Genomic DNA, 26,071 nt, shown 5'->3' on the forward strand with positions numbered 1-26,071 from the left:
ACAGGCGGGCTTTGATGATGCCGGTGCGCAGTCCGGGGTAGCCGATGCCGAGGAAGAAGAGACCGCTTCCGATGGCCAGCAGGGGTGGTGTCCAGTGTGCTGTTCCGGGAACGGGATCGGTGCCCAACAGTAGTCGGCCGGTGGTCGACAGCACGCGCGGCAGGTGCGTTCCCAGCAAACACACGATGAGCCCGAGAGCGGCCACGGTCAGGCTCTGACGGGCACCGGAGTAGGTCTGCCTCGCCGAGGCTCGGCACAGCCAGGCACCGTGAGCGGTGGCGTAGCTCATGTAGAGATTGCCGATGAGATAGAAAGCCAGCACACCGGGATGCTGACCCGCTTCGGGATAACTAGCCCCGCGCCACTCCACGCTGGTGGCGGCGAAGGATAGCGTCAAACCGAAGCTGGTCAGGGACGCTAGGGTCTGTGTCGAAGTCGGTCAGAGCCATTCGTTGATGGCGGCGAGGTGGACGGTGGCCTCGTAGTGGATGGTGAGTTTGTCGAACCGCGTGGCCACCGCGCGATTGCGCTTGAGCCGGTTGATCCCGCATTCCACAGCGTGTCGTTGCTGGTAGATCACGGGGTCGCAGGCTGGCGGCCGACCACCGTGGGTGCCTTTGGCTCGGCGGTGGGCGTCCTGATCGGCCTTGGTGGGGATGGTGGCCTTGATGTCCCGGCGGTGCAGGTAGGCACGATTGGCCTTCGAGGTGTAGGCCTTGTCGGCCAGCACTCTGTCCGGCTGGGTTCGAGGGTGACCCTGGCTGAGGCGGGAAACCCGGATAGTGGCCACGATCGGGATGAGCTGCGGGCTGTCTCCGCGTTGTCCGGCGGTGGCCACGGTTTCTGTCCCTGCTCGCAGCCCAGATGCAGTGTCGTGGTCAGTCCACCGCGGGAACGGCCCAGTGCGTGATCGTCCGGCTCGTCGTGCATGCCGCCGGGCGGTTCGGTCGGCCGATCCCCGTTCGTGCGCGCACCGGCAGCGTGCTGGTGCGCCCGGGCACTGGTGGAGTCGACACTGACGTCCCAGGTGATCCTGCCGGCTGCATCGGCCAGGGCCTGCAACGCGCTCAGGATCCGCTGCCAGGTGCCATCACGCTGCCAGCGCGAAACAGCGCGTAAACCGCTGACCAGGAACCGTAGTGCGCAGGAACATCGCGCCACGGCGCGCCACCCCGAACACGCCACCGCATCCCGTTGATCAACCGACGCCTAGTCCACACCGGTGGTCGCCCTGCCCGCTTGCCCGCTGGCAACAATGGTTTCACCCGCGCCCACTGCGCGTCGGTGAGGTCAAACCGTCTTATCGCCGCTACCCTGTCCACGAGGTCTCCGTGCTGATGGTTGTCTTGGTCGATAAACCATCTACCGGAGACCTCACCTACTTTCGATCTCCGACACACGACCAGCACGTCACCCCACGTCACACCCCAGCCGACTTCGACACACGCCCTAGCGATCTTGCTACCCCGCCGGGTGAAATTCCCTTCCGAGGACGGCGTACCGCGCGGGTATCGGCCAGGGTGAACAGTGACCTCGCAACGCTGGCCGTCCGTGGAGGACTCCGTGGAATATCGGAAGATTTCACCGTCGCTGGTCCGCGCGTACGACACGTACCTGGAGTCCGGGTGGGAAGGGCTGTCGTCCCGCGCCGACAGACAGGGCCTGGCTGGTTTCATCGCACCGCCCGACGCCGCGCAGTCGGCCCGCGTCGTGGTGAACCTGCTGTGCAGCGAGAACGCTGACCTCACTGACCTCATCGACGTCGATATCGACGAAGGCGGGCAGCGCGTGCGTACGGCGACGCTCCCGCTGGACGCGTTGGAACGGCTCTCCGAACACCCCCACGTGGAGTGGATCAGCCAGGACGAGCACGTCGAGCTGCACCTGGACGTCGCCGCGGGCAAGGTCGGGCTTCCCGACTACCGCACGCGCACGAACATCAGCGGCAAGGGTGTGATCATCGGGATCGTCGACACCGGGATCGACGCCACGCACGCCGACTTCACCGGCCGGGTGCAACGGATCTGGGACCAGACCGTCTCGGGCAACGGTGTCCCGGAAGGCAAGTACGGCCGGGAGTACACCGGTTCGGACGTGACGAAGTCGCAGGACACCGATGGCCACGGCACCCAGGTAGCCGGAGTCGCCGCCGGTGCCGCGCTACCTACCGCGGTGTTGCCCACGAGGCGGACCTGATCGTGGTCAAGTTCAACATGAAGCTCTCGGGGGTCATCGCCGGGATCCGCTACCTCGCCAGGATCGCCCGGGAGGCGAAGAAGCCGCTCGTGATCAACGTCAGCCTCGGCCACCAGCAGCACCCGCACAACGGCACCGCCCTGGTGTCGAAGGCCGTGGACGAGGTGTCCGGTCCGGGTGTGGTGGTGTGCTGCTCCGCGGGCAACGAAGGGTCCACTCTCATCCGTGCGGGAGCCGATGTGAGCAGGGCAGAAACGACGATCCCGTGCAACTACGGCTTCTACCGCAACTACGACGCCTTCAATGTCTACGGGTGGTACTCAGGCGAGGGCGAGATCGAGATCGCGTTCGAGGCTCCGAGCGGGAAGCGCACGCAGTTCCTGGGGCCGGTCAGCAACGACAAGCCCTTCCTCAGCGAGGAGCTGGACGGCTGGGACAGCGACCTTTACCACATGGTCGACCCCAGGAACGGAGACCACTACATTGGAGTCCGCGCCACTCCGCCGCAGAACGTCGAGAAGAAGCGGTGGTTCTGGAAACTCGTCCTGCGCGGCAAGCAGGACAGCGTCCTATCGGTCACCCGTGTCGACGTGTGGTGCATCGGCGACGTCTACCTGGTGGGCCCGGGAGCACGCACGACGATGACGGTCTGCGCTCCTGCCGATGCCGACAGCGCGATCGCCGCCGGTGCCTACATCACGCGGAAGAAGTGGACCGACATCAACCGGCTGGATTGGCAGTACAGCTCCTACACCGAGAACGGGATGGCGCCGTTCAGCAGCCAGGGGCCGCGTCGCGATCACGTCGCCAAGCCCGACGTGGTCGCCCCCGGAGCGGTCATCGTGTCCTGCCTGTCGAGCACGGTCGCGGAGAAACCCGACAGCGAGGACACCCTGACGCCACCCACGTCATCGGCAGCGGCACGAGCTTCTCCGCCCCGTTCGTCTCCGGGATCGCGGCCCTGCTGCTGCAGACGGACCCCATCCTCGACGCGGCCAAGATCCGGGGCAAGCTCGCCTATCGAGAGAGAAGCGCTATCAAGTACCACCAGAATGTCTGGGGATCAGGGCTCGTCGACCTCGGCCAGATGCGACCGTACCGCCGATTTTCGGAAAGGAACGACGATGAAGATCCACTGGCTTTCCGGTTCTGCTCTCACCCCGGGCTATCTGGACGGGAGCGATACGATCAGGATCGCCTCCGCCGATCTGGGGTCCTCCGCGTCACCGACACCCACGACTTACCAGAAGGAGAGCGGTTATCCTAGCTGGGGGCACCCCACAGTCGCCATGAACATCCCGGTGTACGACTCGGAGTACAATCGCGTGTACTGCGGCGACTTCAACAATCCGGGGGTTCGCGAGTTCAACCCGTCCGACGCCAAGTACCTCGGTAACGTGCTGATCCCACATCAGGGCTTTTACTACTCGGTGTCGTGCGTGGCGATGGCTTTCGGCGCGAACCAGCCGTCGGACCTCAAGGGACGGCTGTACGCGGCACGGTCGGACGTGAGTCGCCCGGCATGGGATATGGAGGAGAAGCTCATCCTCATGATCGCGAAACCGGACAACAAGGAGAATCTGCGGTCGAAGAACAAGACGGCGCCGGCGACGTGGCGAATCAGGATCGGCAAGGAGACTTACATCCCCGACATGGCGCTGACCTCCGACGGAAAAATGCTGTACCTGCTGATCTACAATGCACAGTGGACGGGCACGGAGGCCATTGCCCGTTGCGAGGTTCCCTCCAACAAGCGCAGCACCGAGGAGGGCGATCTCGACAGGGGAGTGGAAGCTCCGGAGCTGCTGACCGGGGTGGTGCGTTACAGCTCCGTCGACAACCCGTGCTGGATCACCATCAGCGGTGACGACAAGTACGCCATGGTGACCCGGTCCAAACCGACGAAGGGCACCGAGTCGCAGACGGCGACCCTGCTCAATCTCAGCAAGGGAGAACAGCGGACGGTGACGTTGCCGTCCGGTGCCATGTCGTTCGGCAAACCGGTGTTCGCCGGGAAGATGTGCTACTTTTTCCTGAACGAGAACAACGAGCAGAACAACCTCGGACACTTCCGGAAAATCGCGGCTGTCGACGTCACGAAACCTACGGCGACCCCTGTGGTGCTCAGTAACACGGCCAAGGAAGAGTCGGTGCTCGGATACGGGGTGAATGCCAAGGGCGACAAGCTCTACGTGCTGCGGATGACGTACGTCGACGAGAACAACTGGCCCCGGCTGCAGATCTACACCGACGAGTACGACGCGCTGAATCCGTCGACCACGCCGACGAAGACGTGGACGCACTCGCCGGGCCCGAAGGCGTCGAAATTCGGCGAAGGCTTCTTGTGCGATTGGTTCGGTAAGTTCTACATGCCGTACTTCCAGTGATCCGCCGACAGGGTGGCTCGGCGGGCGCCGTCGAGCCACCCCGTCAGACGCCGTCGAGGAGTCAGATGTCGTCGAGCGGCGACTGCGGCCGCCCGAACGGGTAGCGGGGCTGCTTCTCGGCGCCGTGGGCGTCCCAGTACTCCGATTCGCCGCTCCATTCCGACGACGGCGGTTCCTGGTATCCCGGCTCGCCCGGGCTGGGCAGAGCGCCGTAGCCGATGAGTCCATCGTAACCGTCCACGCCGAACGGGTTGTGGACGTTGGTGGGTTTGAACCTGGCGTTCTTCCTGGTCTCCTGGTGCTCCACGCGCACGTGCGCCCCTGCGTCGACGCCGCCTTTGCTGTTCAGCTGGAACGACAGGACGATCTTCTCCGCGGACTCGATCGCGGCCGTGGGAATCCTGCGGGGAGCCATCCATTCGCCCTGGGTCCGGGCGTAGTAGCGGACCTCGCTGGTAGCGTAGTGCGCGCGGTCTGCGGCCAGGATGTTGTCGGCCGAGTTGAGGTAGTATCGTGTCGGCGCGATCCGGTAGATCCACATCTGTTTGCCGCAGCGTTTCCCGTTCTCCATTTTCTGGTACCCCAGATCCTTGATCGCTTGGTCGACGCGTTTCTTGTCGGCTCCCGTCAACAGGTTGATGACGCGTCGAATGGTGCGCAGGTAGATTGACATCGCCCGCACGACCGAGTCGCCGGTGCTGACGAAACCGCTGGACGTGGCGAGGAAGTCCTTGCCGTCGACGTGGCGGACGATGTCGTAGGCAGTGCCGCGGGAGGCGAACCCCGCCTCGAAGATGTTCTCGGGGGCGCGGCCGTCGAAGCGGATCACCCGGTGCGGCAGGGGAGTGCGGCGCAGGAACGGGAAGACGTTCTTGGTCTGGTCCGGGGCGGCGACGTGCTCGAGCGCCGGTGCGGACATGGGGCCTCCTGTGGTGGTGCGGAAGTGTTCTACGACCAGCTTCGGTTTTGCCGCGCGCTGCGGCGGAGCCGGTAGAGCAGCATCTCCACCGCCTTGGGACTGGTCCCCAGCTCGACGGCGATGGCAGCGTGCGAATGCCCGTTGGCGTGCAGGAGCAGCGCTCTGCGGTCCCGTGCGCCCGCGGTGCCGGGCAGTGCGGACGCCAGGTCCGAGCGGGAGAGCACGACCTGCTCCGGGTCGTGCAGCGGGCGCGGGTCGGGGACGTCGACCGCCTCGTCGAGGGCCTCGGTGGCCGGGGCGGACCCGGCCCGGTGCTCGCGCAGCCAGCGCCGGTACTCGTTGGGGAACCGCAGCAGACACTGCCCGAGGAAGTACGTGTGGAAGCTGCCGCCGCCCTGCGGGCTCCAGGAGTTCGTCGAGGATTCCAGGTGGCGCAGCGCCACGGCGACGGTGATCCCGGCCAGTTCCTCGGCCGCGTCCGGCGCGGCCAGTTCCGGCGTCCACGGCAGCCGCGCGGCGGTCATCTGTCGGACGCGGGCGAACACCACGCCGGTGACGATCCACGAGGTCATGATCCGCAGCGTGTAGTCGACCACGGCCAGGGAGTCGTCGCGCCCCTCGACTGCCGTCCGACGCCGGGACAGCTTTCGGACGTGCGGGGAAACCGTCCCTGACTGGTGCACCGAGGAACCCTCCTTGACGGCGAAAACTCTTCGTGCGGAATCGGATTGCGCGCCTCCGCGCTTCTCAGTGTCTCGGTGCGGCCGTGCGCAGGGCGACAGCAGCGGGCGGTGTTTCGCCCGATGGTGCCTCGATCTCACCCCGATCCCTCTCCTCCTTGCCCCCGATCAGGTGAAGACGCCGTTGTCGCGGAGGGCGCGGCCACCGTCGCGCACTAGAACGAGGGTGAGGAGCGCGGCGTCCGCCGCACGACTCCCGGAACCAACCCCGCGCCCGAGGGGAAGGCCCATGCTGACCGTCAGCCAGCTGAAGACCCGCGCCGAAACCGCACAGCAGAACAGCAAGCCGTTGGAGGTGCTTGCCGCGGAGTGGGACGGCACTCCGCTCACGACTCTGTTCAACCAGCACTTCGCGAATGGAAAGCTGGTGTTGGGAAACGTGCGGGTCACCACCACCAACGCGGCGATCACCGTCACCGGCGCGGTCTCGCTGCCGAAGATGACCGCCTCGCTGACCGCGGAGGCGGTGTTTACCCGCAACGGCGAGCAGATTAAGGGCATAAACCTGGCGGTGACCCTGAACGCGGGGAACTGGTCGATCGACAGCGGCGGGTTCGTGGCGTCCCTCGACTTCCTGCGCAAGGCTGGTGGCACCGGAGCCGCTGCCTTCTGTGACAAGGCGTTCCTGCTGTTGTGGGCGGGCACCGGGAAGGCCGAGTCCGACGCCGCGATCGCGTGGGCGCAGGTCGAACTCAGCGTGTTCGGGAAGTCGGTACGGCTGGACCTGGTGCGTGTGGGTGCGCTCTATGCGCTGACCGCGACGTCCTCGCAGCTTGGCGTTCCGCTCAACGACGGCCTGAAGTCGTTGCGGAGACTGCCTTTCGTCGGCACTCCCGAGAACGGTGAGACCGCGTGGCAGCTTCCCTCGGGCCTGACCCCGTCGGGGCCGAAGATCCAGGACATCCGCATCGTCGTGGACAGCACGAAGAAGACCGTGCGCAGTGCCGTCGTGACCGTGTCGCTCGGAGTGGGGTGGAAGGTCGTCGACGGGCACCTGGAGATCAGCCAGGCGAACGCGTCGGTGTCGGTCCTCCCCAAGGCCCTCGGCAAGTCCGTCATCTCCCTGTCGCTTACCGGAACCGCCGTCCTCCCGAGCTTGGGCCACCTGGCGGTCGACGTCGCGGTGTCCCTACCGGACCTGAGGCTGTCGGGGAAGTTCCGGGCCAACACGCCGCAGCCCATCAGCGGGGAGGCGGCCGCCCGGCTGACCGAACTCGGCATCGCTCAACCGAAGTCCGCATCCGGCGCGCTGTGGGCCGACCTCAAGCGCGATCGCACCTCGTTTGGCCTCTGGCTGGCCCTGGCAGGAACCTGGCAGCTCGATCTGGGCGGCGGCAAGAAGATCACGATCTCCGACTCCGGGGTCGAGTTCCACCGCCGAGGCGGCACATGGGCGTTGGCCGTACGCGGGGTGGCGGCGATCGACGACAAGTCTCTGCACTTCGACGCCTCGGCGCAGGCCGACAAGACCGTGCCCTGGCGGCTGCGGGGCGAGGTCCATGGACTGGCCTTCAGCGGCTTCGCGACGTGGCTGAAGAACCAGCTCGACGTCGACGTCCCCGACGCGATCAGCCGGCTCGCGCTGCGCGAGGTGGCGTTGGTCGTCGAGGTCACCCAGCAGACCCGCAGGGCCGCTTTCGCCTGCGCCGCGGAATTCCCGGTCGGTTCGGCGATGGGCGAGCTCGCCGTCACCATCGGAGTCGGCGCGAGCAAGCGGAGTGGTGCGTTCAATGCCGGGGCCGTGCTCACCGTGGAACGGCCCGACGGCGAACGCTCCATGCGGTTGCGCGGCCGCGTCGTGAAGGAGAACGACGAGGTGCGCTTCCGCGTTGACTGGACGGTCAGCCGCTCGGGTTTCTCGTTGGCCGAACTGGCCAAGCTCCTCGGCGTCGAGCTTCCCGCGGAACTCGCCCAGTTGGTTCCTGTGATCAACTCGGCGTGCCTGGTGCACCGGCGCGACACCAAGCGGAAGAAGTCGTCCCTGGCCTTCGTGCTGAAAACCTCGAAGACCGAGACCGTGTTCGCGTCGGTGACCCACGACACCAAGAGCGCGTCCGCGCTGGTCGCCCAGGCGGCCGTGGACCTGTCGATGTCGGCGCTGCCCGTCGTGGGGCCGCAGATCCCGCCCGGGGCGGCCCGGCTCAGGGGGATCGGTGCGGTGCGGGTCTCGGACCTGCTCAAGCCGAACGATCCGCTGCGCAAGGCGTTGACAGCGGTGCTGGTGAACTCGAGGGTGACGCTGCCCGAGGCGGCGTGGCAGGCGGAGGTGACGGTCGGCCTCGACGTCGAACTCGCCGGGAAGTTGCAGTCCTTCCTGATCCCGTTCAAGAGCCATCCGCGGGAGCTGTCCGGCGGGCAGGTCGAGGAGTACACCAGCGACGGCCTCGAACCTGCCGACGTCGTGCTGGCACCCCGCGACGTCCCGGAGCGGACGGACATGCCTCCGACGACGGTCGTGTGGACGAAGGTCGACCGCACGATCGGGCCGCTGCGCATGGCGCGCGTTGGCCTGGGGTATTCAACCGGGACCGTCTGGTTGCTGATCGACGCCGCGGTCAGCCTCGGGGGTGTGACCTTCCAGGCGCACGGCCTGGGGCTCGGTGTCGGCATCAAGGAGCCGCACCCGGTCACCGGTGCGTTGGACGGACTCGGCCTGGCCTGGTCCCAAGGCCCCGTCCAGGTCTCGGGAGCCGTGCTGCGCCGAGCGGCCCCCAAACCCTACACCCTGATGCTCGCCGGTGGCTTCACCGTGCGCACGCCCCGCATCGCGGTCGCCGCGGCGGGCGCGTACTTCGACGGGCCCCGCGGCGTGTCGTTCTTCCTGTTCGGAGAGGGAACGGGGCTCAAGATCGGCACGCCGCCGGTGTTCGTCGAGGGATTGTGCGGCGGGTTCGGCTACAACAGCGCGGTCGCGGTGCCGGCGGTCGACCAGATCGGTGATCACCCCATGGTCGCTGGGCTCACCGATCCGTCGAAGTTCCCCGTCAAGGACGGGCCGCTGAAGATCCTGGAGTCACTCGGCCGCGTCGTGCGACCCCAGCCCGGGGAGATCTGGTTGGCGGCGGGGATCGACCTCACCGCCTTCGAGTTCGTCAAGGCCCGCATTCTGCTGGCGCTGCAGTTCGGGTCCGACTTCACGCTGATGATGCTCGGACTCGCCACCGCGCGTTTCCCGAAGGACCCGCGTGGCGGGAGCGGCGCCGTGGTCAAACCCATCGCCCAGCTCGGGTTGGCGGTGCGGGCGCTGTACCGATCGTCGACCGGCGAGCTGTCGCTGTCCGGTGGGTTCACCCGCGACTCGTACCTGCTGCACCCCGACTGCCGGGTGGAAGGCGACTTCGCGCTGTGCACGTGGGTCGGTCCGTCCCCGCACACCGGTGACTTCGTCGTTACGTTCGGCGGATACCACCCGAAGTACCGCGCACCGAAACACTACCCCGTCGCACGCCGGATCGGCGTGCGCTGGGCGGTCAACGCGGAGACCCAGATCCGTGCCGCGTGGTACGCCGCGCTCACCCCGGCGGCGTTCATGTTCGGCGGTGAGCTGCACGTTGATTTCAACGCCTCCATCGCGCACGCCTGGCTGGACGCGAAACTGGACGCGCTGATCCAGTGGCAACCGTTCAGCTTCGAGGTCGCCCTCGGCCTGCGGGCGGGAGCGGAGCTGCGCAAGGGATTCAACCCGCGGGTCGAGGTGGGCGTCGACCTCACCGTCTGGGGCCCGCCCACCGGCGGCGTCGCCGTGGTGCACCCTCCGATCGGGCCGGACTTCCACATCCGGTTCGGCGCCTCCGACCGCCCGGCGAGAGCCCGGTGGCTGGGGTGGGCCGACTTCCACGACAAGGCGCTGGCGAAGCAGCAGGTGCGTCTGGTACCGACGCACGGGCTGCTGTCCGAGCAGCGCAGCACGCCCGGCACTCAACCGGAGAAGTGGTCACTTGCCCAAGGCGGTTTCACGCTCGAACTGCGTGCTCCGACACCTATCACCGACGCGAAGGTGTCCACATCGGTCTCACAGACCACTTCTCTCGGGCTGTCGAACGGGGGCAAGGCCCACATCCGGCCCATGGGCAGCACGCAACTCTCGGCTACGCACACCATCACGCTCCACCGCAAGACCAACGGCCAGGACGAGGTCGTCAACCCGGTCCCCGTGGGAGGGTCGAAGTGGACTTTCGAAGCGATCAAGCTGGCGGTACCCGCGAGCCTGTGGGGCGAGCCGCTGGACAAGCCCAGCGCAGTCCCCGATGTCGGTCCCGGCAAGGAACTGCTGTTGAGCCGACTCGTCGGGGTGCGGATGATCGCACCGCCGCCGAAGTTCGGCGGGACGCGGGGGACGGTGTCACCGGAGGACTTCGGCATCAAGGAGATCACCGGCGACAAACCGGCCCTGCCGGTCAAGTCCGGGGCCGCACAGAAGGGACCGAAGCCGACCCGACCCGGCACCGTACGCACGACCCTCTCGACGGGCCTGGCGGGCACCCTGAACGACCGGTCCGCTCTGCACGGCGTGCTGAAGGCGCACGGCCTGCTCCCGACCGGGCTCGCCGACACCGCCGCCGCGCTGCCGGACTGCGCCGCCCGCGCGTGGTCCTACCTCGCCGCCGACCCCATGATCGTGCAGACCGGACAGTGAGGACGCCGTGACCGACGCATCGACGACCGTCGAACACCACACCGCACTCCACGAGAATCTGTCGGACGGCGAGTTCGTCACGACCACGCGGTACCAGATCTCCTTGCACGACAATTACGTCCCGGTCGTGACCGCGGGCGAGTACACCGTCAAGGTCGACCACCGGGTGACGACCGACAAGGCCGGTCCGCAGCAGGGGCAGCTCGACACGACCCTGAACGGGGAGAAGTCGTTCTCGGTAACCGCACCGCGGTTCGGCATCGACCCGGGCGAGGTCTTCGCCGCGTACCCGCCTCCCGCCGCCCGGGGCAACTTCGAGACGGCCGTGCCGCACCTGACCCTCAGCCGGGCGAGTCTGCCGTGGGAGCGGACGTTCACCACCCAGGACCGCACGATCCCGTGGGTCGCGTTGCTGCTGCTCAAGCCGGACGAGGTGGCGACGGTCCCGCCGTCCGGGGATCTGGTGGTGTCGCGTCCGGTCAAGGAGCTCACCGGGGTCAATGACAATGTGGAACTCCCCGAGCTCGGCACGATCCCGCCCCCGATCGTCGACGGCACGTGCCGCACGCTCGACCTGGACAAGGACGCGGTGGGCCGCCTGCTGCCGACGAAGACCGAGCTGCCGTACCTGGTGCACGCGCGCGATGTCGGGGTCGTCGGCCAGCGTTCCCGCGACGAGAGGTGGGCCAAGGGGCGCTACTGCGTGTTGCTGGGTAACCGGCTCGCCCGCCGCAATACCCGCTACACCGCCGCACTCGTCTCGTTGGAAGGACACAGCCGGTGGAAGGTCCTCGGCGGGGACAAGGAACCGTCGAAGCCGGTGCGCTTCGTGGTGCTGTGGTCGTGGTCGTTCGAGACCGACACCAGCGCCGAACCGCACTTCGGCGCCCTGGCCGCTGCGTTGGCGAAGGACGCCAAGGACCACGGCGCGACGCTGCGGCTGCGCACCTCGATCCCGTCGGGCGGACACGGCACCGAAGCCCGCGAGCGCATCGAGTGCGGCTATGTCCCGGTCCTGCACCGGCTGCCGGGCGGGGAGGACGCCCTCGGCTGGTACCGCGGACCGCTGACCCCCGAACCGGCGCGAACGCTTCCGACGTCCGCACCACCCGCGACCGCTTCGGAAGCGCTGATCTATTCCCAGAAGTACGGCACGTTCGACGTCAGCTACGCGAGCGCGTTCACCCTCGGACGGCTCATGGCGGTCGCCGACCAGCAACTTTCCCGCTCACTGGTCCGGTTCCGGGCCGACGCGCTTCGGGCGGTGCAGCGAGCCACCGCGCGGACGCTGGGGCAGGCAGAGGACGGCACCGAACACGCGGTCGACCGCTTCACCGGACTCGTCGAGAACGGTCTCGGCAAGCGTCTCACCGACGAACTGAAGAAGCTGTCCAACAAGCCGACCGAGAATGTCGTGGAAAGCACCTCCGAGCAACCTCCCACGACGACCCCGGTGGGGCAGCTCATCGCCGATGCCCTCACGGGCGCGGGCGGAGCCGCCCTGGTGGACGCCTGCGCCCGGGCGCTGGACGAGGTCGTCGACAGCCACCTGCCGACCCTTGGCGAAGCCGGGCTGGACGCCAAGAAGTTGTTCGACTCGCTGCCGTTTCACCACTTGGTCCCAGATGCCGCACTACTTCCCCCGGAAGCGCTGCGCTTCTGCTATGTCGACAACCAGTGGATGGCGCACGTGGTCGCCGGGGTCGCGAACCTCGGTGTGAGCGGCGACGTCGACGCCGCGGCATCCAGCGCGCTCCTGGACGCCACCACCAGAGGGCTCGGGGCGGCGTGCGGGATGCTGTTGCGTTCCCGCATGGTGCAGCACTGGCCCGCCCTGATCGTCGAAGCCAGCGAATCCGGGAAGACGGTGGGAATGCGTCCACGACGACCCGCGCCGGACGTGCTGCTGGTGCTGTTCGAATCCACACCGGACAAAGTCGTGATCAGGGAACCGGCCCACGCCCTCAACTTCGGACTCGACATCCCCGTCGGCGCCGACAACGGCAAGCTCTACCTGCGCAATATCGCCAACGACGACCCCGTGCCGGGAAAGAAGCTCGCCCAGCCCAACGACAGGACCCTCGCCGACATCCGCGTACTGCTGCGCACCGAGGACTCCGACGTCCTCAACCTCACCAACGGAGGCAAGGACAAGGCGCTCGTTCCGGCCATGGCTGCGGCGCTGAAGAAGACCGAGCAGCACCCCGCACCGAAGATCACCTCGGCCCTGCTGGCGCTGCAACTCGCCAACAGCCCCAAACAGTTGACTCTGACCGCCCAGTGAGCCGCGCACCGGAAGGAAGACGATGACCGCGCACCCGGACCCGCTCCTGGTACCCACCCAGGTGGACGCGCTCGCGCTCACCGAGAAAGTCAAGGACAACGACCCCTTCTACCGCTGGAGTCTGGACTTCAGGCCGGGGAAGCGGCGGAATCCCGAGGGCGAGCCGTTCACCTCCAAGCCTCCGAAGAAGGAAGACGTGGGGGTGTTCCTCCAGTGGCGCATCCCGGAGGCGCTGAGTCGGGGCCGCATCGACCTCAGCGGTTCCGGAGATGGGGACTCGATCACGTACCCGCCGGCGCCGAACCGGTGGCTCGTCGTGCGTTACGCCCGCATGACCCGGACCAGCGCACCCAGTGCGACGGGGTGGATCGTGCAGAGCGACCACGTGGGCAAGACCAGGAAAGAGGGCACCTCGCCGTACCTGCGCGACGGCAAGGTCATCTACATCGGACGCAAGCACAAGCTCGACGCCGGAAGCCCGTGGAAGGAGCCCGGATCCAACGACGACGTGCTCCGGCCGTTGACCGCGGTGGGGCCGGACCTGCCGACCTTCGCGGCGTTCCAGCCGTACAACCAGAACGTCTTCTCCTTCCACGACCCGGCCACCGGGCTTCCCGACACCGGTGTGCTCAGCTACCTGGTCGTCGGCTGGCACTCGCGGACCGGCGACGACGTGCTGCACGCCGACAACCTCGGCAAGCTCCTCGCCTTCTACGCCCGGACCGGGAAGACGGAGGCGCAGAAGTTCGTCGAGGCGCTGGAGGTCCTGAACTGGGAGGTATCCGCCCCGCAGCCGGTCACCCGGCGCATGCTGTGTGTGGGGACCGTGCTCGGGATGGAGTGGGACCGCACGAACGGCCGGCCGAAGTCGAAACGTCCCGGCATGGCCTCGTCCCTGGTCAATATTGGGGTCGGGCACAGCGCCACGGACGCCTTGGACGCGCTCGTCAAGGACTGCACGCTCGCTCCTGGCCGGTCGGAGTCCGAAGCCGATCGCAAGAACCTGTTCACCGCGTTCCACTCCGGCAAGCTCGACGAGCTGGACACCGTGCTGGACGGTTCGGACTCCACGCTGCGTTCCGCGCTGCACGCCGGCTGGTTCCGCAGGTCGTCCGGCGGCCACGTCTGGCAGGTCGTGGAGCGGGACGCACCGAAAGCCGAGCCGGTGACGCTCACCGATGAGGAGGCCACCACCGAACGGGAACTGCTGCGCAAGCTCAACGATGCGCAAGCGCATCGCGACCAGGCGGCCCGCGAGGCCGGTTCGCTCCAGGGACGACTGGCCGACCTGTGGTGGGCGTGGGGACTGGCGGCCGAGAAATCGCAGTTCCGCACCAAGGCGCAGCCCCACTTCAGCACCACTCAGGAGACCTCGCTGCGTAAGCGGGTCGCGAACGCGGCCAACGCGCTCGCCGGATGGGACGACAAGGTCGCCAAACAGGCCGCGGAGCTGCGGCAGAAGCTCAGGCCCGGCCGAGCGCTCACACTCCTGCCCCTGGACCCGTTCCACGAACCTGACGATCCGACGGTGCTGCTGTACGGCGACGGCGTCGACTCGGGTACCGAGGTAAGCTCGGTCGCGCCGCTGCGGGTTCGGCGGCCCGGCGAGCTGGTCACCTCTGGGACGTTCGACGGCAAGCAGTTCTCCCCGCCGTCAACACTGCCGAAACCGGGGTCCTTCGACGCGCTCAAGGACGTCGTGGAGACCACGACTACCGCGTTGCCCTGGACCGTGTTCGGCAAAGTCCTGGGCGAGTTCGCGACCCTGGAGGCAGCCGCCGCGCACGCCCTGGGCCTGCCCGAGGGAGACGAGCGGCGGACGAAGTTCGCCGAGAAATTCGCGCCCGCGACGGGCCAACGGCTCCCGGAAAGCACCCGCCTGTGGGAACAGGCGTGGGAGCCGCTGTTCCTCCTCTGGAAGGCCGATGTCCACGCACTGCCGTACGCCCCGGACGGCACTCAGTACTGGGAGTTCGCACGCGGCCACCTGAAGCTGAAGAACCACGGCGACCTGGCGAAGATTCCCGCATTGTCCGCGTCGGGCCGCTGCTGCATCGCCCCGCTGCCGACATTCGCCGTGCAGCGGCGGGTAGACAGCCACATCGAGACCTTCGGCGACACCGCCGGGCAGGACTTCGCGGAGCTGCGCACGAGGGCGGGCTCGTGGCCGATGGTCGCCCAGCGCCTGGACGGGCTGAACGCCTGGCTCACCCGGCGCGCACCTGGGTTCCTGGACCCGGGCGCCGGACCCGAGGGCATGACCTGCGGGCGCCGGCCGGTCGTGCCGCGCCCCGACTGGGGTGCCACGACCTCGGTGTACCAGGCTGTGCGGGCCGCCCAGCTGGCGTTCTCCCACGTCGTCCTCGTCGACCGCTTCGGGCGGGCGGCGCCGGTGGTGCTCAACGCCGAGCCGGAGAAGTTCCGGCCGCGCTCGTCGTCGAGCATGTCCTCGGATGTGATCGCCCCGACCACGAACAAGTACCGGTATGTGCACCTGCCACCGCGCCTGCCGCAACCGGCCAGGCTCCGGTTCGACCTGATCTCGCACCGCACCGTCGACGTCGTCGACCCGAACACCGACCCCGACTTCACCGGCGACACGGCGATCTGCGGGTGGGTGATGTCGACCGGTGGTGGCTCCACCGACCGCCGCGACCTGGTCGTCTACGACCCGCAGGGACGGGGGCTCGGCCAGGCACACCTCATCGGACCACCCGACCACCGGGCCGTGACCTGGGTGCCGTTGCCGGGATCGCCCTGGCAGCAACCGGCCGACCTGTTCGACAACCCCGCGTTCGCCGAGTCCTACCCCAACCTCGCTGCCTTCCTGCACGAACTGGTCGACAAGGACGCCGACAAGCGGGCGAGCGGACAGGTCGGCACGACGACCGCGAAACCCCAGCGGTTGCGGGAACTGCTCATGGCCGTCAACCACAGCCTGCTCACCACCGCGCCGCCGCGTGACGACGACGAAGCGCTGCCGTCCCTGCTGGTCGGCAGGCCGCTGGTGCTCCTGCGGGCCCGGCTGCGACTGGAGCTGGACGCGACACCGCTGCCGGACGCCACGTGGGACTCGCTGCTCGCCGCGGCCCAGCACGACCACAAGCCCCAGAACCACCCGCTGTGGAACGTCAATTGGCGGGTGCACCTGGGCAACGAGGTTGACCCGCGCGACGGGCTGGTCGGCTACTACACGGCGGCGACGCTCGGAACGCCGCGCACCGACTACACCCGACTGCACGTCGGCAGCACCCACGGATTCACCTCGCCCGAGTACCTCAAGCCCGGCGTCGACGGCAGCGCGCTGGCCCTGCCCGCGCGTCCCACGACCACGGACCGCAACGAGTCGTCCGCGGTCTCCCGCTACGTCACGTTGCTGGTCGACCCCTGGTCCGCCGTCCACGCCTACACCGACATCCTCCCGGCCAGCGCGCTGAAACTACCCGAGCAGACCGTGCGGGCCGTGCTGAAACGCATGCGCATCGGGATCCCGGCGGGCCCGGTACTCGCCGGGAACAGGCGCATCAGCGAGCCCGAGTCCGCCAGGGACACCGTCGTGATCCCGTTGTCCGCGCGTCTGGGGGAGACCGGCATGTCCGGCGTCTGGTGCGAGCGCCGGGCACAGGGAGCCTGGGGCGTTTCCGGGGTCACCGGAGCCGACGCCTTGGCGCACCTCGCGGATCCGAGCCCAGCGGCGCGCAACGGTTTTCTCACGGTGGTGCCGCATGACGAGCAGCTGACGAGCACGACGGAGGAAGACACATGACCGACGCACCGGCACCCGTGTGGTGCACTCTCGAACAGCCCGACGGGCCGGCCGTCACCAGTGGTGAGGCCGCGTTGCGCGCTGTGGTCAGCAACGTGCTCGACCGGCCCTTCACCTGCCGTCGGATCACGATCGACCTACCGGTCGGGCCCGACGGCGGTGCGTTGACCGACTCGCCCCATCGCATCCGCGTCGTGGCATTGGACGAGGGATGGACGATCGAGCCGGGACAACGGCCGGGGAGCCTCACCGCTGTTCCATCCTCTTCCCCGGTGACCCTTGCCCCGGGGGAGTCGATCGGCATCGTGCTGGCGGGCATCGCGACCAACGAGGTGGCCGGGGCTGCCGAGGTGGTCACCACCGTCGTCGGCGGGGTCGACGGCGAGACCGTCGAGCACTCCCGCACTCACGAGGTCGGGAAGATCAAACCCGAGGTCCGCATCGACCACTTCGCGGCGAACCCGCAGAGCGTGGAATACAAGGGGAAGATCCAACTCAGCTGGGAGGGAGCGGCCACCGCGCCGAGCTTCTACCTGCAGGTCGGCCAGAAGGTGCCCTTCGAGCTGACCGAGCGCAACGGCCTCAAGAACAACAACGGCAGCTACACCTTCCCGTTGAACCAGGAACTGACGACCAACACGCCGATCCGTCTGCGCGCGGTCAAAGGCGAGGCGGAGAACGGGGCGATCACGCTCGTCACCGTCAACAAGGGCGATGTCACCGCCGGTGACCTCACCGTGAACGGCGTCGCCACCCTGCTGCGGGGTCCGAGCACGTTGACGCTCGACAAGAAGGTGTGGTCCAGCAAGGAGGTACCAACGGACGGGATGATCGCGGCGGCCGCGCGGACCGGCGACGCGAACAAGAACGCCGTCTTGCAGATCTCGGTGTTGCGCAAGGGGAAGCTCCGGGACGACACCGAACTCCACCGCATGACGGCGACGAGCACACACGTCGACCGGACCGAGAACGTGCTGGTGCCGGTGCCCAAGGGGACCGCGGTGCGCATCACCAAGGTCAAGGAACCGGACAGCTCCGTGTTCACCGCCACCTGGTTCCCCATCGGATCCGGCGACTTCGAGGTGAACACCTGATGTCCACTCCAGCCCGACACGACACCGAACGGCACAAGTGTCCGCTCACGCTCACGTGCAAAGTGACCAGCAACCCGCATCCCACGAACAACGGCAAACCTGCCGACCTGCGGGTGGAGCTGTCGAACTCGGGCAGTGACTACAAGACGGACAAGGTCACAGTCGCGATTCCGGTGGGGGCCGGTACGGATCACCTCACCAACGATCCGAACTCCGGGGAACTGGAGGAGACGGACGTGCCCCCGGGGTGGAGCGTGAGTCCGGAGGAGAACAAGACGCGTTACGTCGTTGAACCGGAGAACGGCACGTTCGGTACGGGGCAGCGGGTGGTGTTCACGGTCAAGGGCCTGAAGGTGAACCGTGAGTACGGGACTTCCTACGTCCCCGTCATCGAGAGCTCCGAAGGCGATCCGCAACCGTGCTCGTGGGCGGTTGCCAAAGGACCGCAGAAGTTCTTCTTCCGCGGCTTCGAACCCCGGAATATCGTCGTCCGAGCAGGGATGGCCACGGACCTGGTGTGGTCCAAGTCGAACCGGCCACCCGAGGGGTGCACGGTGTCCTACCGGTTGCACTACGACCTGGAACCGGAGGGTGTCGACGTCACCGACAGCCAGGCCCACAAGGTGAGGCCGCACCACGACACCAGCTACCGGCTCGTCGCGACCATCGACAAGAACGGGACGAAGACCCGTCCGGTGTTGAGTACGTTCGTGATCGTCTCCCACCCCGACGTCATCACGACCAACCTCACCGTCGAACGCGGAGTCGGCTGGTTCGGACACCGCAATCAGAACACAGTGGACATAGTCCCGGAGAGCAGCGCGGAGAAAGTGAGCCCACCCGCGCCGACGGACGGACTCCTCATGGTCTCCATAGACGCCGAGGTGGGAGCGTCCTCGCTGCCGACGGTCGGCGTGAGCCTGCTCCCGAAAACATCGGAGGAGCCATTGCACTCCACCACCATCGAGGCCAAGGAGGACCAGATCGACAACGGGTTCATGCGCGCACCCCGGCTCGTGCTGCCCATCCCGAACGGGCACCGGGTGCGGTTCCGGCACGACAAATCCGTCACCGGGGTCAAGCCGTATCGGATCCGCCTGGATTGGCAGCCGATCGGGATCGGTTCGCTGGCGGGAGCATGACGAGGGAGCGGGAAATGAGCAGTACCAAGCTGATCGACGCCTTCATCATTCGCGGAAACGCGGAACCGGACACGGCCCACCTCGTCGACGCCGACTACCACGTCATCAGGCGGTGGGTGCGCGACGACAAGCTCGAACGGTGCTATGACAACGGTGGCGAGCAAGAGTGCTACCCGCCCGGTGGCACCGCGTACGGAAGTCTGTGGCGGGACTTCAACGGCAAGTTCGCCAGTCCACACGTCCTGCACGCGACCTACATGAACAACAACAGGCCGCAGTTCGTCACCTGGAACTCGTCGGCGAAGTGCTGGCAGGTGACATACCCCCACACCAACGCCGACCCCTGGTACAACAACAAGAACAACCAGGCCAAACCGACCCCCCAGGTCAGCGACCTGACGAGTGTCTTCGAGGGGTTCCCAGGGAAGGACGCCAACGCGGGGGTCACCGCGGCCGTGGAAGTGCCGCCGGGGTGGGTCATCTTCTTTTTCGGAGTGAAATACCGGGCGTTCAAGGCCAACGACAAGGACGCGGGCAAGCCGCGCCAACTCGACGGCATCAGCACGGTGCAGGCGGCGTTCCGGGGCACGTGGAGCAACACCAAGAAGGTCGTCCACCTGCACGACGGTACGGAGTGGAAGTGCTTCACGGTCGTCAACACCGGCACGAAGGCGGTCGAACTCAAGAAGGCGTGAACCGCGGCGGCGATGCCGCGCCGACCAGAACGGGTACGCGATGGCTGTGTGGATCCAGAGCCGTACTTGGCCGCAGGCGGAGGACTCGGGCTTCGGCGGTTCGTTGACCGAGGCCGACCAGAAACTCAACAAGGAGGTCCTGGACGAGGTTCGTAAACTCCTCGGCGCGTGGTCCGCTGCGAAGAAGAAGACATTGGTGCACCTCGGGATCGGCGCTGGTAACCCCGGCGACGGATGGGGAAACCCTTCCCACGACTACCGCCCGGAGGTGCTCGAACGGCAGAAGTGGCCGCCATTCCTCGACGACGCGGTCGAGCAAGGCTACAGCGTCATCTCCCTGGTGCACAATGTGATCGGTCAGAACTGGGCGCAGGTCACCAAGGGGGAAGGTGCGGTCCAGCTCGAGGTCAACGCCCGCTTCCCGCTCAAGGGCAGTGCGGGCGGCGTCCTGGATAAGCAGGTGTGGACCGAGATCGAGACCGTGGTGAAGCAGGCCGATCGGGTCGTCGTCGCGAATTGCGTGACCAACCAGCACCACCGTGGCGTGGTGGAACTGGCTCAATCGCGGAACAGGGCCCACTGTTACCTGCTCTCCTACGCGCAGACCGGGACCGAGGAAGTGTGGTGGCGCATGTCGGCGAAGTTCGTCTTCCACAACCAGGAGACTGATCTGTCTACGTTGGGCGAGCTGTTCTACGACCTGCAGGCATGACGTCGTTGTTCCGTCGAGAACGAAGGGAAGTCCGATGATGATGATCCGTGATGGCCTGGCTGCTGTAGCCGTGCTCGCCGGGCTGGCCGTGGCATGCCCGGCGTCGGCCCAACCGGCCGCCCCGGAGATCTACCTGATCAAGAGCGTGGGTATCCCGGGCAAGTGCCTCCGCGACGAGGGCAAGGACCCGCAGGTGAACATGCGACTGCGAACCTGCGACTCGTCCGACAAGCTCCAGCAGTTCGAGCGTCGCCCCGCTGGCGGGGACTATTACTACTACATCAACGTCGGCTCCGGGCAGTGCCTGGACCATAACGGGAAGACGGCGCTGTACGGGAAGAAGTGCAACTGGGGCGAATACCAGAAGTGGACCGACAGGGACAAGTCCGGGAGCGTGTTCCACCTGGCGGGTAAGACCGGCAAGTGCATCGAGGGCGGCGGCGACCAGGACAGCTGGGGATTCGTACGCACCTGCAAGACCGGTGAGACGAAGCAGCGGTGGCAGCGCGAGCCGGTCAAGACCGGGGCTTCCGAGTCCGAGGGGTCCTGGAACCCGGTACTGGAGCGAATCGAATGACCCGCAACCACGTTCGGGAACATACTTGGCACCGCTCCCCGTTCGTGCGCCGACCGCTCCGATGAGATCACAGCGGGGGAAATCCCGTCTTACCCCCTTCCCGTGCCGCACCCGGACAGGAACGGAACGGTGATGTGGGCATAGGTGGGAATGTGGTGGTCACGGGGGGGGGCAGCGGTGGTCCGGCCGCGGCGATCTGTCCGCGTCGTGTCGGCTGGGAGACGACAGTCGTCGAGCGGGCTGCGGTGCTCGCCGATGTCGGCGTGGTACTACCGTAGCGGTAGCACGCGCACCCCCGGTGGCCGCTGGCTTACCCTGATGGGCAGCATCGCGCTGGAACGCCACACGGGCACACCGCGTCAGGATCTTCCGCGCGGCGTTGCATCGGCTACTGCACGACGCTCTGCCGCCGGAGTCCTGCTGATCGGCGTGGAGGCGACGGGTGTCGACACCAATGGACGTCCGCGAGTGTTCTGTGGCGATGTTGGCCCGGGGTGGTGCGGAACGGTGACCTCGCACCCGGGCGGCGGTCGCACGCTCTGCCCGGCAGGCGGCCTGGCTGGGGAACCAGTTGGACCCCCCGCTCGCCGTCGCCGCGCGCATTTCGCCTGGCCATACCCGCGTTACGTTCCGTTTTGCTGCGGCACGTTGGCTGGAGCTGACGGGGCTTGAACCCATGCCCCTCTGAGTACCAGTCAAGTGCGGTACCAACTGCGCCACAGTCCTTTTCATGCGGATGCTGGCCGCGTCCACGATTGCCCGGGAGGCCAAGCCAGTTGGCCGGAACCGTCCGGCTCGTCCAGCACCGCTCGGTGCAACCTGCCCTAGAGTCATTGGCGTATCCAGCGTTGAAACCAACGATGCGTTCCCCGGTGTACTTATCCAGAAACTGGGCGGCAGATGATGTCAAGCACAGTCGTTGGTGACCACGAACACGATCGCGGTGAACACTGCCCGTGCTTCAGCTCCGGGGGCTGGCCATCACCACTACGGGGAGTGTCGATCTGGTGGTGTAACTGTGGTGCCTGCAAGGCTCGGCCTGGTCGGGTCGGGTTAGGAAGGGAGCGTTGATGAGTACAACCGAACAACCAGCGCAGGAGCCGCAGCAGTCGGTCGTTGTGCAGCCGCCGGTGGATCCGGAGTTGGTGCGCCAGTTGGCCCAGCGAGCTGCCGGTGAGGGCGTGGAACTGGCCGGGCCTGGCGGGCTGCCGCAGCGGTTGACCAAGCAAGTCCTCGAGACCGGCCTCGAGGTCGAGAGGAGCGAACATCTCGGCTATGACAAGCACGAACCGGCCAGCCGTGACGGCGAGAACTTCCGCAACGGCACTCGAGCGAAAACGGTCACGATCGAGGTCGGCCCGGTCGAGCTCGAGGTACCGCGTGACCGCGAGGGCTCGTTCGCACCCAAGACCGTGCGCAAACGGCAACGCCGGCTGCGGGGAGTGGATGAGAGGGTGCTGTCGCTGGCAGTCAAGGGCCTGACCACCGGAGAGATCTCAGCACACCTGGCCGACGGTTACGGTGCCGAGGTCTCCACAGATACGATCTCGACCATCACCGACACCGTGATCGAGGAGATGAGTACCTGGCAGGACCGTCCAGGGAGCCGCGTGTATCCGGTCATCTTCATCGACGCCCTCGTGGTCAAGGTCCGCAACGGGCAGGTCACCAACCGGCCCGTTTGCACCGCTGTGGGCGTGACCGTCGACGGTGAACGGGACATTCTCGGGCTTGTGGATCGGGCAAGGCGGTGAACGCGAAGTTCTGGCTCCAAGTGCTCATCGAGATCAAAAACCGCGGGGTCGAGGATGTGTGCTTCGTGGTCTGTGACGGGCTCAAAGGGGCTGTCACAGGCCCTCGAGCAGACGTGGTCGTTGGGCGATCGTGCAGACCTGCGTGATCCACCTGATCCGCAACACCTTGCGGCTGGCCAGCCGCAAGTACTGGGACGCGATGGCCAGGGACCTGCGGCCGGTCTACACGGCCGCGACCGAAGCCGCTGCCAAGGACCGTTTCGGCGAGTTCGCCGACAAGTGGGGCGAGCGCTGTCCGGCGATTGTCCGTCTTTGGGACAACAGCTGGTCTCCAGTTCGTCTCCTTTCTGGACTACAGCCCGGAGATCCGGCGGGTGCCCTACAGCACCAACGCCATCGAGTCGCTCAACGCCCGGCTACGTCGGTCGGTCAAAGCCCGTGGTCACTTTCCGACTGAGCAGGCCGCTCTCCAGTGCCTGTACTTGGCGATCCGATCGCTGGACCCCACTGGCAATGGCCGTCGCGCGTGGATGATCCGCCGGAAATCAGCGTTGAACGCGTTCGCCATCACCGTCGAAGGCCGTATCATCCCCACCATGGATCAGTAACCACCCGCACCGCGGTCACACCGCTCTCCTGACACTCCCCTCCGAGCTCTCCGGAGGGTCTGTCTGGTAGCTCTTGATTGTGGGGTGCTGGTAGGCCTGCGGGTGTGGTCAAACGGCATGAGTTGACGGATGCGGAGTGGGCGATGTTGGAGCCGTTGATGTTGGCCAATCCGGTTCACGGGCATCAGTGGAACGATCACCGCAGGACGATCAACGGAACCTTGTGGCGCGTACGGACCGGAACCCCATGGCGGGACCTGCCGAAGCGCTACGGCAACTGGAAGTCCGTCTACGATCGGCATCGTCGCTGGTCGGTCGATGGGATGTGGGACCGTATCGCCGAGGCGTTGCGCATCGATGCCGACACCGGCGAGGCGTTGGATGTGCCCACGATCGGGGTGGATTCCAGCAGCGTGCGGGCGCATCAGCACGCGGCGGGAGCCCGGCACGAGCCTCCGGCCGAGTCAGATCAAAACGGGGGCTGGCTGACCCGGACCGACCGCGACGGGCGCGAAGCCCTGGGGCGGTCCCGCGGTGGGCTGACCACCACGATCCATGTGGCCGCCGATCTGCGGTACCGCCCCCCTCGTGACGACCACGAGCCCGGGCCAGCGGGCCGATTCGGTCATGTTCACCACGGTGGTGCGTGGGATCCGTTTTCCGACATCCGAGCCCGGGCAGACCCCGGACTCGACCCGGGCGGATCCTGGCCGATAAGGCCTACTCCAGCCGCGCCATCCGCATCGAACCGCGCCGGCGTCGCATCGTCGCCGTCATCAGCGAACACCGGGACCAGCGAGCCAACCGCACCCGCAAGGGCTCGACCGGAGGACGCCCACCGGCCTTCGACCGTGAAACCTACCGACAGTGCAACACCGCCGAACGCTGCTTCAACAAACTCAAACAACACCGCACCGTGACCACCCACTACGACAACCGCGGCTCCATCTACCAGGACACCCTCACCGTCGCCAGCATCCGCACCTGGATCCACGACCTCACCGCAAGATCACCAGACACCGCCTAGCGCTGTTTCGGTTAGCCGGGACAGGATGCCCTCCGTGCCGCGCACCCGCGCAGGTTGTCGGCAAGCTCGCGTTCGGTCTTGCGGTCTGCTTTCCTGTTGATCTTGTGTGCCAGGATGACCAGCAAATCGATCAGTGTGTCAGTGATTTCGATTTGGCGCATCTAGCACAATGCGGCCAATAGCGTCAGCCGCGCCTTGCGGGGGGCTCATGACAACTGGACGACCGGCCGATCATGGATGCTTCATGGTTTGATTATTTGCTGTGCACAGGAGCGTAGGCGGGTCGATACTGACAGCAGATCATCGTGGGAGGCGCAGTTGACGACAGCATAGGCCAGCCGGTCCTCTGAGGACACGGGTGGGCCCACGAGGGATCCTGGCTCTTGAAGAGCGTAACTTCGGATTACCTCCGGGAAGGTCGACCAGTCCTGGAGGTCCAGTGACTCCAGTGTTCCCGACTGGTCCGCAGCCAGGTAGACCGTGCCAGCTGTGCGTCGGGGAGCGGTGTCCGGCAGATTTGGTTTTCCTCCGAGTGCCAGACACAGAATCGCAGCGTAGAGGTCGCTTTCGACGGCCAGAGAAGCAACCTCGAGTATATGATCGCCTGGTGTGCGGACGGCCACCTCCATGATGACCGAGTTCTGTTCGTCCGAGGCGCGAAACTCCAGATGGACAATGCCGGTCTGGATACGGAGGGCGTTGACCACGTCCGTGCATAGCTTCCGCGCTGTTTCGGCAAGAGCCGGGGCCGTTTTGGCATAGCCGGCCTCGTGGAGAGTCTCGACAAAGTTCGGCGCCTCCGTCGTCTCCTTTCGGGTGAGATTTGTGAACAAGACTTCACCCGCGTGTACCAACGCCTCGACACTGTATTCTGCCCCGTCCACGTAGCGCTCGACCAAGAGGACTCCCTCGGCCGCGCGGTCAGTGGCAGCCTGGGTCCACGCCGCTGCGGTGTCGATGCGCTCGACGCCTCGGCTTCCCTGGTGAGATAGGGGTTTGATAACGACAGGGAGATTGGGCAGTACCCAATCGGTCACTTCACTGAGGCGGGGAGCGAGGAGGTAGTCGGGGTGCGGGATCCCCGCACGTGCGAACTCGGCCCGTTGCAGCGCCTTGTTTCGTGAGACCACCACCGCGTCGAGTCCGGGCCCGGGCACACCGAGGCGGTGCTGCACCATCGCCGCGGCCAGTATATGCGGTTCGGCAAAGCCCAGGACGCCGTCCGGGCGTAACCGCTCGGCCAACGTCATGGCTGGCGCGAGCCACGTCTCGTCGCGCCCGGCCGGGCCGTCGATTGACTCTGTGTCGATGACGCAGGAGTACTTGTCGGCCAGTTCCTTGCATCGCGTGAGCGAGTCGACAACACCCATCCTGACCCCCGCCGCGTCGGCGGCGCGCAGGTAGCCCTCGGTCATCGCGCCGCCACCTACGAGCAGGACCGTCTCGGTCATGATTGTTTCCTTCCGGTTGTGGAGCGGTATGTGTGTAGGACGGCTAATGGGCCGATGACCGGGCTTGTGGTCGAGAGGGTGGC

General features: G+C 66.7%; 13 protein-coding genes and 5 pseudogenes. 13 read left to right on the forward strand and 5 right to left on the reverse strand.

Features of this window, described 5'->3' with window-relative positions:
• Both BLQ75_RS22315 and BLQ75_RS22320 read right to left on the reverse strand, forming a co-directional pair.
• Positions 1 to 397: pseudogene (locus BLQ75_RS22315) on the reverse strand (MAB_1171c family putative transporter); the annotation flags it as partial.
• A 42-nt stretch (positions 398 to 439) separates the two neighbouring features.
• A pseudogene (locus BLQ75_RS22320) lies at positions 440 to 1,304 on the reverse strand (IS5 family transposase).
• Between the two features lie 259 nt (positions 1,305 to 1,563).
• Between BLQ75_RS22320 and BLQ75_RS24560 the strand changes: the two are divergent.
• From BLQ75_RS24560 to BLQ75_RS24830, 3 genes and pseudogenes are all read left to right on the forward strand, one after another.
• Positions 1,564 to 2,196 (forward strand): S8 family serine peptidase, encoded by a 633-nt coding sequence (locus BLQ75_RS24560; RefSeq protein WP_170837634.1) that lies wholly within the window; start codon positions 1,564 to 1,566, stop codon positions 2,194 to 2,196.
• Between the two features lie 17 nt (positions 2,197 to 2,213).
• Positions 2,214 to 3,074, forward strand: a pseudogene (locus tag BLQ75_RS24825) (S8 family serine peptidase); the annotation flags it as partial.
• Between the two features lie 74 nt (positions 3,075 to 3,148).
• On the forward strand, positions 3,149 to 3,463 hold the full coding sequence (locus tag BLQ75_RS24830) for a hypothetical protein (protein WP_425286483.1): 315 nt from the start codon (positions 3,149 to 3,151) through the stop codon (positions 3,461 to 3,463).
• Positions 3,464 to 4,644: 1,181 nt separating this feature from the next.
• Here the strand turns inward: BLQ75_RS24830 and BLQ75_RS22335 are convergent.
• Both BLQ75_RS22335 and BLQ75_RS22340 read right to left on the reverse strand, forming a co-directional pair.
• Positions 4,645 to 5,502 (reverse strand): hypothetical protein, encoded by an 858-nt coding sequence (locus tag BLQ75_RS22335; RefSeq protein ID WP_092604648.1) that lies wholly within the window; start codon positions 5,500 to 5,502, stop codon positions 4,645 to 4,647.
• Between the two features lie 29 nt (positions 5,503 to 5,531).
• Positions 5,532 to 6,185, reverse strand: a complete 654-nt coding sequence (locus BLQ75_RS22340) for a sigma factor-like helix-turn-helix DNA-binding protein (protein WP_092604649.1) — start codon at positions 6,183 to 6,185, stop codon at positions 5,532 to 5,534.
• Positions 6,186 to 6,471: 286 nt separating this feature from the next.
• Here BLQ75_RS22340 and BLQ75_RS22345 point away from each other — a divergent pair, with 286 nt between their 5' ends.
• From BLQ75_RS22345 to BLQ75_RS22395, 10 genes and pseudogenes are all read left to right on the forward strand, one after another.
• The gene (locus BLQ75_RS22345) at positions 6,472 to 10,878 is read left to right on the forward strand and encodes a DUF6603 domain-containing protein (RefSeq protein WP_092604650.1); all 4,407 of its coding nucleotides are present in this window, start codon (positions 6,472 to 6,474) and stop codon (positions 10,876 to 10,878) included.
• A gap of 7 nt (positions 10,879 to 10,885) precedes the next feature.
• Positions 10,886 to 13,162: a hypothetical protein gene (locus BLQ75_RS22350; RefSeq protein WP_092604651.1), complete on the forward strand. Its 2,277-nt coding sequence runs from the start codon at positions 10,886 to 10,888 to the stop codon at positions 13,160 to 13,162.
• A 22-nt stretch (positions 13,163 to 13,184) separates the two neighbouring features.
• Positions 13,185 to 16,928, forward strand: coding sequence for a hypothetical protein (locus BLQ75_RS22355; protein ID WP_092604652.1), 3,744 nt, complete (start codon positions 13,185 to 13,187; stop codon positions 16,926 to 16,928).
• Positions 16,925 to 18,022 carry a hypothetical protein gene (locus BLQ75_RS22360; protein ID WP_092604653.1) on the forward strand — a complete coding sequence of 366 codons (1,098 nt, stop codon included), beginning with the start codon at positions 16,925 to 16,927 and terminating at the stop codon, positions 18,020 to 18,022. The genes BLQ75_RS22355 and BLQ75_RS22360 overlap by 4 nt, the downstream gene beginning before the upstream one ends.
• On the forward strand, positions 18,022 to 19,164 hold the full coding sequence (locus tag BLQ75_RS22365) for a hypothetical protein (protein WP_092604654.1): 1,143 nt from the start codon (positions 18,022 to 18,024) through the stop codon (positions 19,162 to 19,164). The genes BLQ75_RS22360 and BLQ75_RS22365 overlap by 1 nt, the downstream gene beginning before the upstream one ends.
• A 14-nt stretch (positions 19,165 to 19,178) precedes the next feature.
• Positions 19,179 to 19,859 (forward strand): hypothetical protein, encoded by a 681-nt coding sequence (locus BLQ75_RS22370; protein WP_092604655.1) that lies wholly within the window; start codon positions 19,179 to 19,181, stop codon positions 19,857 to 19,859.
• Positions 19,860 to 19,899: 40 nt separating this feature from the next.
• Positions 19,900 to 20,571: a hypothetical protein gene (locus BLQ75_RS22375; protein ID WP_092604656.1), complete on the forward strand. Its 672-nt coding sequence runs from the start codon at positions 19,900 to 19,902 to the stop codon at positions 20,569 to 20,571.
• A 37-nt stretch (positions 20,572 to 20,608) separates the two neighbouring features.
• Positions 20,609 to 21,148: an RICIN domain-containing protein gene (locus BLQ75_RS22380; RefSeq protein ID WP_170837635.1), complete on the forward strand. Its 540-nt coding sequence runs from the start codon at positions 20,609 to 20,611 to the stop codon at positions 21,146 to 21,148.
• A gap of 1,070 nt (positions 21,149 to 22,218) precedes the next feature.
• Positions 22,219 to 23,510: pseudogene (locus tag BLQ75_RS22390) on the forward strand (IS256 family transposase).
• 143 nt (positions 23,511 to 23,653) lie between these two features.
• A pseudogene (locus BLQ75_RS22395) lies at positions 23,654 to 24,537 on the forward strand (IS5 family transposase).
• A gap of 242 nt (positions 24,538 to 24,779) precedes the next feature.
• Here BLQ75_RS22395 and BLQ75_RS22400 read toward each other — a convergent pair.
• On the reverse strand, positions 24,780 to 25,988 hold the full coding sequence (locus BLQ75_RS22400; RefSeq protein ID WP_092604658.1) for an ATP-grasp domain-containing protein: 1,209 nt from the start codon (positions 25,986 to 25,988) through the stop codon (positions 24,780 to 24,782).
• Positions 25,989 to 26,071 lie beyond the last annotated feature (83 nt).

Origin of the sequence: Actinopolyspora xinjiangensis, assembly GCF_900104475.1 — a bacterium.
Taxonomy (GTDB): Bacteria; Actinomycetota; Actinomycetes; order Mycobacteriales; family Pseudonocardiaceae; genus Actinopolyspora; species Actinopolyspora xinjiangensis.